We start from the raw sequence: 15,002 nt of genomic DNA, 5'->3' as shown, positions 1-15,002 counted from the left end.
ATGGACTGGTCGATACAAAACGGGTCAGTCGCCCGTGCGTGGCGCGGCGTGCGCGACCTGGATCAGCCGCTGCGTCTCGCGGTGGACCAGGACGCCCCGGCCGGGCGGTGCGGCATCCTCGGGAAGGCGGACCGCATAGCGTTCCGCCTCCTGCCCGTGGGCGCGTCCCATCAGCAGCGCCGGTGCCCCGAAATCGTGCAGCGCTGTGACCACCGGGTCGGGTTCCCGCCCGGGAACCGTCGGGCGCCGGACGACGATGAGATGCAGGTTCCGCAGCGCCAGGTCGCCGAGGCCGGCGAGCGGGTCGTCCTCCGGTGACCGGGCGTCGATCGAGACGAAGAAGCTCTCCTTGGCCTGCCTCCGCCGGAGCCACCGCTCCAGGAACATTCTGAACTCGGTGGCGAAATAGGTGTAGTGAACGCCGCGCCGGACCGGCGAGTCGAGCCCGAACTCGTTGGCGAGGCCGCGCAGGTACCGGTCGGGGTCCAGGACGTACACCTCTGGTGGCCCGGTCCGCCGTGCCAGGATCCCTTCGATGATCAGATGGATCAGGTTGGCCCGCCCGGCACCGCTGTGGCCGATGACCAGGAGATGGGGATCGACATCGAAGTCCAGGAGCACAGGACGATGGGTGTGGTTCTCGACTCCGATCGCGATGCGTGGACCGGCGGACGGGAGCTCGCTCGCGTGCAGCGTCTCGGGAAGGCCGGCCGGCTCGGGAGCGGCGGGGGGTGGGACGAGGCCGACGACGCGGGGGAAGAGCGCATTGAGCCTGGGGTCGGAGGAAAGGAGCTCGTCCAGCCCGGCGCGTTCACCGCTGAGGACGACGACCGTGTCGTGTCCGTGCTGTTCGATCAGCCGGATCAGCCGATCGACGAGGGGCGGGGCGATGGCGTCGGCACCGTAGATCAGGAGCATTCCGCCACCCGCCAACCCGAGGATGTCGGCGATCTCCGACACCGCGTCGCCGGCTCCGGGCCTGGTGAGAACCGGCCACGAGAGGTCGGTCACGGCCCCGTGGGTCAGGACCCCGAGGTCAGCGAGCATCTGCCCGTAGAGTTGTGCCGTCCGCCTCGTCTCCGGTGCGGGAGGTCCGTAGAAGACGAGGTGACGCGGTTCCGCCGAACGCCGCCCCCGGATGATCTCCTCCTCCGTTGACAGCAGGCCGCGGAGGATGTTCTTGACCCACTCGGGTTCGGAGTTGTTCTCCACGTCCCACCACAGGGTGGTGAGCGCGAGAGCGTCCGGCGCGTCGCCGGGAGCCCGCTCGGCAGGTGGCGCCTGCTCCTCGGCGGGCGTCTCCGCGAACCGCGCCTCTCCGGAGGGCTCCGCGGTCACCTCGAACCGGCGCGGGTCGTTCCCCGGGATCCTCAGATAGGCCGTGCGGTCGTCGGGGAAGGCGAGGGCACCCTGGCCGACGACCTGTAGGTGTTCGGCAGGCGTCAGGCGGCTCGCGGCGATGCGCCAGCGCAACAGCGGGAGGAACCGGCTCCAGATCGTGGTCTTCTCGACGGTCGTGGAGGCGAGAAGCAGGTGGATGCCGAGGGGCTCGCCCCGTTGCGCCAGCGCGAGGACCGCCTCGACCGCCTCCGGTCTGCTGGACGGGAACGTCAGTGAGACATCGAAGACCAGGAGCAGCCGCACCGTCCGGACCTGGGAGCGCAACCTCAGCTCGTCCTCCAGGAAGGCGGTGAACTCGCGGAGCCGATCCGGCCGTCCGAGAAGTTCTTCATAGTTGAGCCGGTGATGGGGGAGGTCGATGCCCTCGCCGAGAGGGTGTTCGCCCAGGCCGGCGAAGACGATCTCCAGCTCGGACGACGGGTAGGCGTCCGCGAGTGCCTCGACGATCGTCCGCACCACGCGTTGGCGGGCCGCGGGTTCGCCCACGACCAGACCGTGCGGGATGTTCGCGGACGGGTCGAGCGGGTTCAGCGTGACGTCGTTCCCACCGGCGTCGGACCCGATGACGCAGACCGGGGATGGGAGCTCGCGTGCACGCGTCCAGCGCTCCGCCATCATGCGCTGGAGGGTGCGGAGGTCGTCGGACCGGCTCTGCGCCGGCCGGAAGCGGGTCGGTTCGTTCACGCCCTCGTGCTTGAGCAGCGCGTAGCCGTCGCTGAGGAACGTGAACTCCCACCGCGGAGGCGGCATGTCCGTCCGGACGGAGGACAGGAAGACGAATCTCAGGCCGAGCTCTGTGTCCTCCTCGCCGAGACCGAGGGTGAATTCGTGCAGTTCGCGGCTGACACGCGGCAGCCGTCCGCTGGCCTCCACGAAAACCACCAGCGCCGGAAGGGGGGCGAGCTCCAGCCCTCCGGCGACGGCCGCCTGGTAGTGGTCCCAGTCGGGGGTGCCCGCCTCGCGCAGGACGGACCGGCGGTGCTCGCGCTCGCTCCGGAGCGCCGAGAGGTCACTCAGGGCGTTCGTGGCGTGGGGCAGTTCGTCCAGCGGATACCGGAAGTAGGGGTGAGGGCCGTGGGGGTCGATGAACGCGAGCCTGACCATGTTCGGTGAGTGGTTGAGCGCCAGGCTGAAGACGAGCGTCTCCATGACCCTGTAGCGGCCGCTGTGCGTGGCGTCCACGATGAGGCCGTGTGGAGCGGACGTGCCGCCGCGCAGGATGTCGACCCAGACCGTGTCGCCCTCCTCGTCCACACCGATGGGCGTGGGGTGCGGCGGGCGGTCCCAGCCGTCGCCGATCAGTTCCTCGACCGTCTGGCCGTAGAGGTCGAGGAGGTGCGGGGGGCCGGCGCCGGTGGAGGTGAGGGCGGCGCGGGTCTTGGTGGTGACCAGGGCGAAGTGGTCGGTGCCGGCGGTGAGCGTCACCGGTCCGCCGTCGGTGGGCAGGAGGGCGCGGAAGGTCTCGGCGGCCGTCCCCGCGCGGCGCTCGATCTCGGCGGAGACGGCTTCGAGGACATGCCGGGTGTGCTGGGCCTCGGGGCGCGGGAGGGTGTCGAGGAGGGCCTCGCGGGCGCCCGGGACGAACTCGTAGTGGACGCCGCCCGCCGGGCGGAGCAGCCCGCTCAGCAGGACCTCGGCGAGCTGGCCCGGGCCGGAACCGCCGAGGACGCGGTGCTGGATGAGGCGCATGACCGGCAGGGACGGGACGGACACGGCGACGTGCGCGGCGAGTTCGGCGGCGGTCGGGGAGGCCGTGGAAAGGAAGCGGCGGACGCGTTCGGCGATCGGCAGGTCCCGCTCGCGGTGGACGGGCACGGCGCCGGACGGCCGGGACGGCAGCGCGGTGACGGCGGCGGGCTGCGGGCCCGCGCCGGACACCAGGCGGGCCCAGGCGGCGAACCAGTGCGGAGCGACCTCCAGCACCGGGACGGGGACGCCCGCGGGGAGCAGGCCGTCGTACGGGGTGAAGCGCAGGTCGGTGTTGGGGGCGCCGGGGCGCGGCAGGACGGCGAGACCGGGCGTGGCCGGGGCCGCGGTGCGGCGCCAGAGGCGTTCGGGGAGCGGCTGGAGGATCGCGGTCGGCCCGGCCAGCGCCCAGCGGCGGACGGCGCGGGCCGCGCTGCCGTCCCACCAGTGCGGGCCGGAGCAGTCGCTGAGCACGAGGACGGCATGGCGACCGGACGCGTCCAGGAGCGTTCCCGGGTCCCGGGGCGGTGCCTCAGGGGCGGAGGAGATCCGCCCGGCGACGTTCAGGTGGCGGACGTGCACATCGCCGAACGCGCCCTGCCGGACGAGCGCCTCGGCCAGTTCGCGGGCGAGAGGACGCCAGAGGGCCATGGTGGGGCCGCCGTCCACGACGAGGCTGAGTGTCAGCCACCGTTCGGGCGCCGGTACGAGGACGGGCGTCCGGTTGCCGGTGTCGGCGATGCGCGCGGCGGTGGCGTCCTCGTCCAGTTCCAGGTGGTGCCGGGAGGGGACGCGTCGCTTCAGCGGACGCAGTGCGCGCTGCACGCCCAGCGGATCGGCCAGCATCGGCGCCGTCGGGACGAGGACCTCGGTGGCCGTGCCGACCGGTTCGGCCCCGGCGGCGGGACGCGGGTGCAGCCCCGCCCGCGGCTCGGGGGCCGGCATCGGTCCCGGGACGGCCGGTGCCGGGGGTGGGGGGACTGGGGCCTCGGGTGTCACCGTGGGCGGCGCAGGCGCTGGCAGGACGGCTTCCGGTGTCCTTGCCGCGGGGGAGATGTGGCACGCCAGCCACAGCATCTCGCTCATCTCCAGCGCGTCCGGCGCACGCGGCCCGACGGCGCCGAGCACGTCCCGCAACCGGTCAATCGTCATCGATGGGCCCGGTCAGGTAGGGCATGATGCGGTCGGCCAGCGCGCGGCGGTCGTCGGTGTCGGCGTGGCGGCACAGGTAGACGGCGTTGAGGAGCTGGTCCGTGGCCAGCGTGCCGGACGAGGAGCGCTCGAAGAAGCGGCGGACGAGGTCGTCGCTCTGGTCGGCGAGCGGGCCGAGATGCTCGCGGACGATGGCCGACAGCTCGGCCTCGCCCGCGGGCTGCCGCAGCTCGACGCTGACGCAGCGGCGCAGGAACGCCGGGGGGAACTCGCGCTCGCCGTTGCTGGTCAGCACCACGAGCGGGAACGCGCGGCAGCGGACGCCGCCGCCGGTCACCGCGACGCGCGGGCCGTCGGCGGTCATCACCTCGGCGGCCGGGTCGGCGCGGCGGGTCAGCTCGGGGATCTCGTACTCGCCCTTCTCGAAGATCGTCAGAAGGTCGTTGGGCAGGTCGATGTCGCTCTTGTCGATCTCGTCGACCAGCAGGACGCGGGGACGGCGGTGGGGCAGCAGGGCGGTGCCGAGCGGGCCGAGACGGATGTAGCGGCCGATGTCCTCGTCGGTCGGGGCGTTCTCGCGGCCGGCCGCGTACAGGCGGGTCAGCGGGTCGTACTGGTAGAGGCCATCGCGGAGCGTCGTCCGGCTGGTGATCGGCCAGTGCAGGACGGGCCCGAGGCCCAGCTCATGGGCGACCGCGTAGGCGAGGGTGGACTTGCCCGTGCCGGGCGGGCCCGTCACCAGCAGCGGGCGGCGCAGGTACAGGGCAGCGTTGACCTGCTGGACGGCGTCGTCGGACGGGCGGTACGTCGTCGCCTGGTGGGCGTTCCCCGACGGGCCGGGCGGCACCGGCAGGACGGGACCGCCGTCGAACGCGCGCCAGGGCGGGGGAGGCGGCAGCCGGTCGACGCCGTCGTGCGGGCGACGGCTCCCGGTGTAGAGCAGCCAGTCGGGCACCTATACCTCCATGGCGAGCGGGGGGTCGGGGAGCCGCGACGGATCGTCCCACAGCAGGGTGAGATCGCGCCCGCAGTGCGGCTGGTCCAGGGGTGCGGCGAGGGCCTTCTTGCGGAGCGTCAGCGCGACCCTCGGCAGGTCGCCGGGATGCTCGCGCTCGACCGCGGCGGCCAGGTCGTCCAGGAGGCGGTGGTTCCGGCAGGTGCGGTGGTCGGGCGCGTCGCAGGCGGTGCGCGTCCACAGCATCACCGGGACGCCGTTGTTGAGCGCGGCGGCGAGCCTGCTCCGGACCGGGCGGCACCCGTAGACGAGGACGCAGAAGTCGTCGTTGGCCTCCAGCCAGTTCTGGAACTCGGTGCCCTTGCGCGTGTCGTCGCAGCCGATCCGCTGCGGGTCGCTGCGCCCGCGCTCGTGCAGCAGCCGCCAGCGCTGCCGGGCCTGGTCGCGGCGGATCGAGTCGGGCCGCAGCCGCTCCACGTCCCGGACGACGACCGGGTACCGGCGCATCGGGATCTTGTGGTCGCGGTCGACGTACCACTCCTCGAACGGCTTGCTGAGCCAGGTCTCCGGGACGGCGAACTCGATCATCCAGTCGCGTCCGACGACGGCGTGCACGGACCGGGCCACGCTCGCCTCGACCGCGGTCCGCACCCGCCGCTCCGGCACGCGCTCGGTCCGCTGGGACGGGCCTTCGGCGCCGTCGATCCAGGTGTGCACGGTGACGTCGAAGGCGTTGCCGAACGTCACCCGCTCCAACCGGACGATCACCGAGGCCGGCTCGGGCGCGGGTTGCGCGCGCGGCGGGTCGGCGGCGTGCAGGTGGCGTGCCGTCCAGGCGGTGAGGCGGTGGCGCCGGGGCTCGGGCAGGTGCCGTCCGAGCGTGCCGAGATAGCGGACGAGCCGGTCCGCCGGCCAGCCCTCGGCGATGTGCCGTATCGAGTCCCAGGCCGAGCGGGGTGTCTCCACCAGCGGACGGCCGGTGATGTCGTCGAGGTCACGGGCCAGCGGGTCGGTGAACCGGACGCCGTCCAGCAGCCGCCGCAGCTCGTGCCGCGCCGGGGGAGTGAGCCAGCCGAGCGGCAGAAGGTCGTCCAGGTCCTCCCAGTACAGCCGGATGCGGGAGATCGGCAGCATCCAGCCGAGGGTGGTGCGGCGGTCGGCGCCGAGCTCGGCGTTGGTGACCATGCCGATGACCTCGCCGGTGGCCTCGTCGTGGACGGCCGACCCGCTGAAGCCCTCCTCCAGCCAGTGGCCGGGCAGGGTCCGCAGTTCCCACCACTCCCGCCGCATCCGCTGGTGCGGGCTCGTCGTCACCGCCGCGTAGCGTTCGCTGTCGTCCTTGCGGCTCGGGAACCCGCAGGCGGTGAACGCGCGGCCGCCGCTCGTCAGGGCGGGCAGGTCCTCCGGGTCGGCCAGCCGCGCGGGCCCGTACGGGACGGGCTCGTCCAGTTCGAGGACGGCGACGTCCCCGAGGTCGCCCGGCCGGCTCCAGCTCCCGCGGTGGACGACCGAGGCGCGCAGATCCTCCAGCAGCCCGGGGAAACCGACGCGCGCCTCGTCCAGGCCCTTGAGGGTGTGCGCGCAGGTCACCAGCTGGGTAGGGGTCACCAGGAACGCGGCGCCGAGCTTGCGGCCCACCGGATGGCCGACCCAGGCGCGCCACTGCCAGTCGTCCACCGTGCGGCTACTCCCCGCCCGTGGTCCCGGAACCCGGCGTGCCCCAGGTCCGTCCCAGTCCGCTCACTCACGACCCCCTGTCCGTCGTCAATGTACCAAGATCACCTGATTCGGGTAGCGTGCCATGGCGGACCTCGGCCACAGGAGGACATGATGATCACGGTCGAGCAGGTGCGCGGGCTGGCGCTGACCCTGCCCCGCACCTCCGAGCATCTGATCAGGGACCGGGTGAAGTTCCGTGTCGGTTCCATCGTCTACGTCGCGTTCTCCCAGGACGAGACGGTGATGGGCTTCGCGTTCCCCAAGGAGGAGCGGGACGCGCTCGTCGCCTCCGAGCCCACCGTGTTCCACCTGCCGGGCGAGTCCGACCTGAGGTTCAACTGGGTGCACGCCTGGACCGCCGCGCTCGACGAACCCGAGATGCGCGAACTCGTCATCGAGGCGTGGCGCATGGTCGTCCCGAAGAAGGTCGCCGCCGCCCGTCTCGGATCCTGAGAGGGGCGCGGACCCGTCAACGACGTCGCGCGCCGGCCCGGGTCAGCGGACCGCCGGCTGCACCTCGGCCGTGCGCTCGGTGGGCCCGGGTTCGACCGGCTCGGGCTCTGGCCCCGCGTCCGGCCGCCGTCCCCACGCGGTGACGGCGGCGAGGCAGGCGAAGGGCAGGGCGGGCAGCAGGTACCGGTAGTCGAAGTCCGCGGTGAGGGGCGGGACGGCCAGCAGCGCCGTCCCCGTCAGCCAGAACAGCCCGGCACCCCGCCGCGCCCGCCGCAGCAGGATCCCGGCCGCCCCCACCAGCAGGACGGCGCCGAGCATCGTCCCGCGCACGTTCACGACGGACTGGTAGCCGCGGATCATGTCGGCGAACGGGCTCACGACCCGCGTCCGCCCGGACCCGTGCTCGTACTCCCGCACCACCGATAGCCGGTCCCCGCCGCCGATCACGGGGAGCGGTCGCATCCGGTCGGGACGTTCCGGGAAGCGGTACTTGTTCTCGGTTCCGGGCTGCGGATACGGGCTGCGGTCCCAGGTGAACGTCCGGCCGAAGAAGTCGTAGGCGACGACCTGCGCGTAGTCGAGCGGCTGGTTCTTGATCGCCCACATCGCGAACCGCTGGGCCTTGTCGTTGGTCTCCGGGTCGAACGGATGCCCGTCCTTCCAGCCGGTCGGCGAGTTGGCCTCCCAGATCTGGTGGGACGAGGCGGGCCGGTCTCCGGGCGCGCCGTACGGGCACAGCGCCGCGAGGTCGGGAGGCGGCGCGAACCTGTCGCAGTCCGCGAACGCCGACGCCCGCCCCCACAGGTAGATGCCGTCCGCCCCGGTCATCGCGAAGCGGCCGTGGTCGTGGTGGAACCACGCCGCGTACCCGCCGAGCGGCACCACGAACGCGGTCGCGAGCGCCGCGTACGCGGGCCACCGCGTCCGTCGGACGAGCAGGTACAGGACGGCGACCGCGATCAGCGGCACCCCCACGGTCCGGGTGACCGCCGCCGTCCCGAGCAGCACCCCCGCGAGGCCGGCCCGTCGCCACCCCGTCGTCCCGGGCCGCGCGAGGAGCAGTACCGCCCCGAACACCAGGGCGGTGAACAGGGTGTCCGACAGCAGGAGGTGTTCGAGTTCGATCTGGTAGCCGTCCAGCAGCAGCGGCGCGAGCGCCAACGCCGCCCAGTGCCGCCGCACCCGGAAGTCCCGGACGAGCGTCCGGTACCCGAACACGGCCAGGCCGACGACCGCCGCGTGCTGCAACCCCGTCACCAGGTACAGACTGTGGAACGGCTTGAGCATCCACAGGAAGAGCCCGTACCCCTCCGACCGCAGCGGGTGCGGGAACGGCGAGTTGGCGATCCGCAGGAAGTCGTAGCTGTCGTTGAACCAGAGCGCCGGAGGGTAGCCCAGCATCGCGATCAGCCGGAGCAGGACGCCGGCGAGCAGGAGCACCGCGAACGACCGGTTGCCCCTGATGGCGGCCCATGCGGACTCGCCCTTCGGCCATCTGGCCTTGGGAGGGGTTAGCAACACCGGGAACCTCACTGTGGACGTGCGGCGGGACAGAGGCCGGCGCGGACCGCCGCGGGTGACCGGTCTCCTATGCGGTTGTCGGCTACGACGGCGGCGCGGGGGAGCCGGGGAGGTGCGGGTCGCCTGTCCGCCTGGCGAGAATTCCGAGGATCGTCGCCGCATCCGCCCACGCAATGGCGGCGATCATAGCAGCGTGCCCCGGTCACCCGTCCCCCCTCCACCGCAGGTGACCGGACTCAGACGCGGGCGTCCGTGCCCCGTTCCGCCGGCTCGACGAACCCCGGCAAGCTCCAGCCGTGCGGCATCTACTGGCCTGTGTTGGTCTGGATCTCGCTCACGACCAGGGGGACGGGCTGGGAGGTCTCGGTGCGGTCTGCGAGGTTGCCGCCGCCGGCGTCGCATTCGGCGCCGGCACACGTCCAGCTGACGTGCCACCTGACCGTCGCCGTGATCTTGTATGAGCCACCCGGCTGGCCAGTGGACGACCGCTTGTAGACGTAGTGGCAGGTCTTGCCGTCCTTGCTGCCCCCGTCGGCGCAGGTCACCTTCTTCTCGCCCAGGTCCCACTCGACGGAGGCGGGCTGCGCCGTCGCCTGCACGGTCTGGGCGCCCGCGCTGACCGGTTCGGTCTGGACGGGCGCGAAACCGTCGACCCACAGCGACGTCCGCACGCGCACGTAGGTCTTGCCGTTCGGCGCGGTGTGGACGACGGGCACGGGGAACGCCTTCGTGCTCAGGGCCTGTTCCACGAGCTCAGCGGTGCTGGGCGGGGCGACCGCGGGTGGGGGTCCGCCGTTGACGGGGACGACGCCGACGGCCTCGTTGTCGTTCAGCCCCTCGGGCGGGGGAGGCGCCACGGGACCGGAGCCTCCGCCTCCGGTCGCCGGCCCGCCAGAGCCGCCGCCGGAGCCGGGCGTGGTGCTCCTCGGGGCGCAGATCAGATCGCTTGAGCTCCTGCACGGGGCCGCCTGAGCGGGCGCGGCGAACGGCACGCAGGTGATGAGGGGAACCGCCACGGCGGTCGCCGTGATCACGGCGCTCCGGCGTCGCGCGGGGGTGTGGGCAGGCATCGCGTGTCCTTTGCTGAGGGCCGTCAGCATGGGCGGTCCTGGACGGTGTCGGCGACCTTCCAGGTGCCGGAGTCATAGAGGACGGTGCTGCGGTAGACGTAGGCGCCGCCGTTGCCGCCGCCCGTGCGCTTGCCCGTCCTGGCCGAGAAGCGGTAGCCGCTGAGGGTGTGCACGCAGTCGATGACGTAGACCTTGGTGCTGTCGGTCGAGCGGGCGTAGATGCGAGGGTTGTGGGTGTTGGCGAAGCGCCAGATCTCGCCCTTGGCCTTGGTCTTCTCGACGTCCTGCGTCACTTGGGCGAGGAGCGGGTCGACGGCGACGGTGGCGAGTTCGGCGGGGTCGTTCTTCTCGTAGACGCGCTTGTAGACGGCCAGGTACTCGCGGTACCGATTCAGGACCGTCTTGTAGAGCTGCTCGGCGGGCTGTGTCGAGGGGGCCACGGCGGTGGACGTGGGAGCGGCCGCCGCGCCGGTGTCGAAGGAGCCTTCGGGCTTCAGGGCGCCGGAGGACGGGTGGGACGAGCCGCACCCCGCGAGCAGCGGCGCCAGCAACAGCAGCGTCGCCGGTACCGGGGCGGCGCGGCGGATCCCCTGCGAGGGGGGACGTACCAACCGGGCGCGCATGGTCATCCCTGAGCGTCGACCGACAGCGGGCGATATATACGCGCGAAAGCTTACAGAGGCGGGTGGGGCGAGAAAAGGGATTCGTTGCGCATCGATTGACCTCGACTGTGCTTGAGGTTGCAGGCTGGCGGCCTACGGAAGGAGGACGTCATGCGTGCGGTGTGGTTGAAGGAGTTCGGCGGGCCCAAGGCGCTGGTGCCGGGGGACGCGCCCGATCCGGTCGTCGGGGACGGGCAGGCACTGGTGGACGTGGAGTTCGCCAACATCACGTTCGTGGAGACACAGGTCCGGGCGGGTGGGCCGGCACCGTTCAGGCCGCAACTGCCGGTGATCCTGGGGAACGGGGTCGGGGGCGTGGTGACGGAGGTCGGCGCGGGGGCCGATCCGGCGTTGGTCGGGCGGCGGGTGGTGAGCGGCACCGGTGGCTCGGGCGGGTATGCGGAGCGTGCGGTGGTGGACGCGGCGGCGCTGTTCGAGGTGCCGGACGGTCTGGCCCTCGACGACGCGGTGGCGCTGCTCGCCGATGGGCGGACGGCGACGATGATGCTGCGCGCGGCGGCACCGGGTCCCGGTGAGCGGGTCCTGGTGGAGGCGGCGGCGGGCGGGGTGGGGACGCTGCTCGTCCAGCTCGCGAAGGCGGCGGGCGCGGTGGTGGTCGCGGCGGCGGGGAGCGGGCCGAAGCTGGAGGTGGCGCGCGGGGTCGGTGCCGACGAGGTCGTGGACTACCGGGAGCCCGGGTGGAGCGAGTCGGTCGCAGAGGTGGACGTGGTCTTCGACGGTGTCGGCGGAGACGTGGCGCGGGAGGCGTTCACGCTGCTGCGGCCGGGTGGGCGGATGGTCAGCTTCGGGTTGGCGAGCGGGGAGTGGGCCGACATCCCGGACGAGGCGGCGGCCGGACGGGATGTCCGCCTCGTCCGGCCGACGGCGTCGCCGGAGGAGTTGCGGGAGTTCACCCTCAGCGCGCTCGGCGAGGCGGCGGCCGGACGGCTGCGCGCGGTGATCGGGCAGCGTTTCCCCTTGGACGGTGCCTCCGACGCGCACGCGGCGATCGAGTCGCGCGGCAGCGTGGGCAAGACGCTCCTGGAGGTCCGGCGCCGATGACCGGGCCGCGACGGGGCTAAGGCCGGCCGACCCGGCTGAGGAAGGCCGTGAGGGCGCGCTCATAGCCGGCCGGGTCGGTGTTCCACGCCTCGGTGTGGTCGCCCTGCGCGGCGATGTGGGTGACCATGCCGGGCGGGGCGGCCTTGGCGAAGGCGAAGGCCGGGCGGTTGGCGACGGTGGCGTCGTCGGCCGTGGTGAACATGAGCGTCGGCGTCCGCAGGCGGGGCGCGTACCGGCGCTGGTCGAAGTCGCGCAGATCGATGCCGATGCGGTGGCTCAGGACGCGTTTCGCCACCGCCGTGATGAAGCGCGGCAGATGGCGGGCATCGCCCTGCTTGTCGAGGGTGGCGCTCCAGTCCATGACGGGCGAGTCCAGAACGACGCCGCGGACGAACGACGGGTCCTTGCGGAGCACCGTCAGCGCCATCGCGCCGCCCATCGACCAGCCGTACAGGACGACCCCGGTGGCGCCTTGGGAGCGGGCGTAGACGATGGCGGACGCAAGATCGTTCCACTCGGTGTCGCCCAGGTGGTTCTTGTGGTCGGCGGACTTCGGCGCACCCACGTCATTGCGGTACGCGATGGACAGCAGGGGCAGGCCGGTCGCGTGCACGGCCTTCATGGAGCGGAACGTCTCGGCCTTGTCGGCGTTCCGTCCATGGACGGCGATGACCCATGTGCTCTTGGGGGACGCGCCGGGCACCAGCCAGGCGGGCATGGGCCCGACCTGTGACGGATAGGTGACGGCCTGGAAGTCCAGTCCGAGTGCGGTCTTCGGGTCCCCGTCGTACAGCCAGTGGTCGATGGCGACCTTGGCGCCCTTCGCCAGGCGTCCCTGGGGGACCGACGTCACCTGCCGGACGACGTGCTCGCCGTCGCCGCCCACGATCGGGCCGAGCATGGCGCGCCCGCCCTTCCAGACCAGCGCCCACGTGCCCGGACGCTCGGTGTCCGGATCGCGGGGCAGGGTCACCGTGCCGGGCGCGGCGTCGGTGACCGTGAGCGGGTACTCCGCCGAGTGGTCGACCTGGGCCGCCATTCCCGCGAAGTACCAGCCGATGCCGCCGACCGCCGCGCACAGCAGCACTACGACGGCGAGGAACGCGGACACCAGTCTGCGGGCGCGGCGAGGGCGCGGTGGGCGTGATGGCTCGGGTGTCGCCGGGGCGGGCGACTCGGGGACGCGGGTCGTCACAGATGTGACGGTAACCCACTTCGGGCGGGATTCCACCTGGTGGAACCCGCTCAGCCGAGCCGAACGTCCGGTTCGACCGCAACAGGGTTTCCGGGTGGATACCCTGCCGGGCAGCCGCCGATGGGGCGCAGGAGGTCAGGGGGTTGCGGGTGACGGGTCAGAACGAGCGGATCGCGGAGATCGAGGGACGCGTCGTCCGCTATGTCCGGGGGACGGCCGCGCCCGGATGGCGGCGCGTGGACCTGCACGTCAAGGCGACCGTGGTGGTCAGCGACATCGCGCTGGCCGTCCTGACGGGCGAGGGGAAGATCCAGGTGGCCGGGCAGATCCCGGAGGAGCTGACGGCCATGCTCGTGGAGCTGCGCCGTGCCCACTACCTGTCGGAGCAGGGCACCTGGTTCTCGATGACGTTCATCATCGAGCCCAATGTCGCGCGTCCCCTCTACAACTACGACTTCGATCCGGGATGGGAGCCGCCCATCCCGCCGGACGCCTGGCGCCGCGACCAGATCGTCATGCCGCGCGACGGCGCGCACATGCCCGGCTGGCTGCGTGACCGGATGGAGGACCGCGACCCCGTCCCGCGTCCCGCGCCCGACCCCGGGCCGATGAACCCGATCGAGCAGATGGAGCTGCTGTCCGACAAGGTCACGATCCTGGTCGCCGACCGCGCGCCGCAGCTGTGGCAGAAGGTCTTCGGGTACTACCAGGCCGTGGGCGAGCACGTGGAGTTCCCTCCGATGATGCTCTACAAGTCCGACGGCTCCATGACGGTCTGGACGCCGCCCGCCGAGATCGCCGGCCTCCTGGACCGGCTTCGCGCGGGGACGCACGCGTTCCAGGGCTCCACCTGGTCCCGGATCGATTTCGAGGTGCTGTACGAGGACGGGAAGGCGCGCTGCCGGGCGAGCTTCGCCTATGACGGTGAGCCGAAGTGGAACCGTGAGCCGTCCGCCGAGGACGTCCGGCTGGACCTCGAACGGTTTCCGCTCGACGACGTCCCCGAGTGGATGACGCGGCGGCTCGGATCCGCCCCACCGCCGCGGGCCGCCCTGGGGGCGCCGCGGGCGGGGATACGGAAGGCCCGCGTGTTCGACCACGCCGGCCCGGACGGCGACCGACCGGCGGTGTCGCGCCCGCCCGTCCCGCCGGGCGAGGCCGAGCGGGTGGCCGGGTACCTGCGGCAGGCGCCCGTCGTGCTGGCCGCGCGGTCGAGCGCGCCCGACCAGCTCGATCCCGCGCGTGGCGCCCGCGTCCCGCTCACCTTCCACACGGACGGCACCTGGGTGTGGTCGGGCGCGGTCGGCTACTACCTGCGCGAGCACGGAATCCCGCCGGAGCCCGAACTGGTCGCGCACATCCGCGCCCAGGGCTTCGAGGTCCCGGCCGTCGACGACGACGCGATGGACGCCGCGAGCGCCTCGGTGACCGGACGGGACGCTCCTGAACGTGTGCGCGCGGATCCGCGGCCCGCGGCCGAAACCCGCCCGTCGCCCGGACCGCCTCCCGTGCGTGAGCCTGACCGTTTCGCCGACCTCCGAAATCGTCTGCGCGACCTGAAGGTGGATCCCGCCGCCTACCGGATCCTGGCGACCGCCGAGGGCGCCTGGTCGGTCCTGGAAGACGGGCCGAAGTGGACGGTGTTCCAGACGCGGGACGGTGAGCGCGGCAAGACGATCGGCTTCGACAACGCCGATCAGGCCGCCGCGTACCTTCTCGGCAGCGTGCTTCTGGATTCGCGCCAGACCGGCCCGAATCAGACCGGTGCGATCGAGCCGCTCGAAGGCGAACCTCCACTCAGCCTCCTGCGCGACCGTCGCGCCACGGAACTCGCAGAGGGAACGACGGTGGACCGCTACGGAGGCCCTGGCGGAAACGTCGTCTACGCGGCGCGCACACCGTTCGAGCAGCGATCGCTCCCGCCGGACTGGCGCAATCGCCCGTACCACTCCTACCGGGTGCAGAGGCCGGTGGAGGCACTGACGGGGACGGCGGTGCCCTGGTTCGACCAGCCGGGCGGCGGCACCGCGTACGTGTTCCGGCGTTCGATCGCCGATCTGCTCGTGGACGGCACGCTCACCGAGATCGGCGAGCGCTGACCGCCGGTCGTGACCGCCGGCCGTGAT

At 72.5% G+C, this 15,002-nt stretch carries 10 protein-coding genes; 3 read left to right on the top strand and 7 right to left on the bottom strand.

The window, feature by feature from the left end; translation table 11 throughout:
- Nucleotides 1-24 precede the first annotated feature (24 nt).
- From AMA02S_RS10890 to AMA02S_RS10880, 3 genes are read right to left on the bottom strand one after another with little or no spacing between them, the layout of a single operon-like run.
- Nucleotides 25-4,239, bottom strand: a complete 4,215-nt coding sequence (locus AMA02S_RS10890; RefSeq protein ID WP_157430506.1) for an SAV_2336 N-terminal domain-related protein — start codon at nt 4,237-4,239, stop codon at nt 25-27.
- Nucleotides 4,229-5,194: an AAA family ATPase gene (locus AMA02S_RS10885; protein WP_067455621.1), complete on the bottom strand. Its 966-nt coding sequence runs from the start codon at nt 5,192-5,194 to the stop codon at nt 4,229-4,231. The genes AMA02S_RS10890 and AMA02S_RS10885 overlap by 11 nt, the downstream gene beginning before the upstream one ends.
- Nucleotides 5,195-6,871, bottom strand: a complete 1,677-nt coding sequence (locus tag AMA02S_RS10880; RefSeq protein ID WP_067455609.1) for a VMAP-C domain-containing protein — start codon at nt 6,869-6,871, stop codon at nt 5,195-5,197.
- Between the two features lie 150 nt (nt 6,872-7,021).
- On the opposite strand from AMA02S_RS10880, the gene AMA02S_RS10875 reads away from it, so the two are divergent.
- Complete coding sequence (locus AMA02S_RS10875; protein ID WP_245667448.1) at nt 7,022-7,366, top strand: MmcQ/YjbR family DNA-binding protein; 345 nt, start codon at nt 7,022-7,024, stop codon at nt 7,364-7,366.
- 42 nt (nt 7,367-7,408) lie between these two features.
- Here AMA02S_RS10875 and AMA02S_RS10870 read toward each other — a convergent pair whose 3' ends face one another.
- The 3 genes from AMA02S_RS10870 to AMA02S_RS10860 all read right to left on the bottom strand — a co-directional run bounded on the left by AMA02S_RS10870 (nt 7,409) and on the right by AMA02S_RS10860 (nt 10,580).
- Nucleotides 7,409-8,887, bottom strand: a complete 1,479-nt coding sequence (locus AMA02S_RS10870) for a hypothetical protein (protein ID WP_067455606.1) — start codon at nt 8,885-8,887, stop codon at nt 7,409-7,411.
- A gap of 305 nt (nt 8,888-9,192) precedes the next feature.
- Nucleotides 9,193-9,744, bottom strand: coding sequence for a hypothetical protein (locus tag AMA02S_RS10865; RefSeq protein WP_157430504.1), 552 nt, complete (start codon nt 9,742-9,744; stop codon nt 9,193-9,195).
- 236 nt (nt 9,745-9,980) lie between these two features.
- On the bottom strand, nt 9,981-10,580 hold the full coding sequence (locus AMA02S_RS10860; RefSeq protein WP_067455602.1) for a hypothetical protein: 600 nt from the start codon (nt 10,578-10,580) through the stop codon (nt 9,981-9,983).
- A gap of 150 nt (nt 10,581-10,730) precedes the next feature.
- On the opposite strand from AMA02S_RS10860, the gene AMA02S_RS10855 reads away from it, so the two are divergent.
- Nucleotides 10,731-11,681 carry a zinc-binding dehydrogenase gene (locus AMA02S_RS10855; protein ID WP_067455600.1) on the top strand — a complete coding sequence of 317 codons (951 nt, stop codon included), beginning with the start codon at nt 10,731-10,733 and terminating at the stop codon, nt 11,679-11,681.
- Between the two features lie 16 nt (nt 11,682-11,697).
- On the opposite strand, the gene AMA02S_RS10850 is transcribed toward AMA02S_RS10855, so the two are convergent.
- Nucleotides 11,698-12,876 (bottom strand): alpha/beta hydrolase family protein, encoded by a 1,179-nt coding sequence (locus tag AMA02S_RS10850; RefSeq protein WP_157430503.1) that lies wholly within the window; start codon nt 12,874-12,876, stop codon nt 11,698-11,700.
- Nucleotides 12,877-13,025: 149 nt separating this feature from the next.
- On the opposite strand from AMA02S_RS10850, the gene AMA02S_RS10845 reads away from it, so the two are divergent.
- Nucleotides 13,026-14,975, top strand: coding sequence for a TNT domain-containing protein (locus AMA02S_RS10845; RefSeq protein ID WP_245667447.1), 1,950 nt, complete (start codon nt 13,026-13,028; stop codon nt 14,973-14,975).
- The last annotated feature ends 27 nt before the right edge of the window (nt 14,976-15,002 follow it).

The sequence above is a fragment of the Actinomadura macra NBRC 14102 genome (assembly GCF_001552215.1).
Taxonomy (GTDB): Bacteria; Actinomycetota; Actinomycetes; order Streptosporangiales; family Streptosporangiaceae; genus Spirillospora; species Spirillospora macra.
Note: the sequence above shows the minus strand (reverse complement) of the source record. Positions and strands in the feature narration are given on the sequence as shown.

Excerpts from the sequence above, each read along its gene's own strand:
- AMA02S_RS10890 (WP_157430506.1), bottom strand. The coding sequence starts at position 4,239 with ATGACGATTGACCGGTTGCGGGACGTGCTCGGCGCCGTCGGGCCGCGT.
- AMA02S_RS10875 (WP_245667448.1), top strand. The coding sequence starts at position 7,022 with ATGATGATCACGGTCGAGCAGGTGCGCGGGCTGGCGCTGACCCTGCCC.
- AMA02S_RS10860 (WP_067455602.1), bottom strand. The coding sequence starts at position 10,580 with ATGCGCGCCCGGTTGGTACGTCCCCCCTCGCAGGGGATCCGCCGCGCC.
- AMA02S_RS10855 (WP_067455600.1), top strand. The coding sequence starts at position 10,731 with ATGCGTGCGGTGTGGTTGAAGGAGTTCGGCGGGCCCAAGGCGCTGGTG.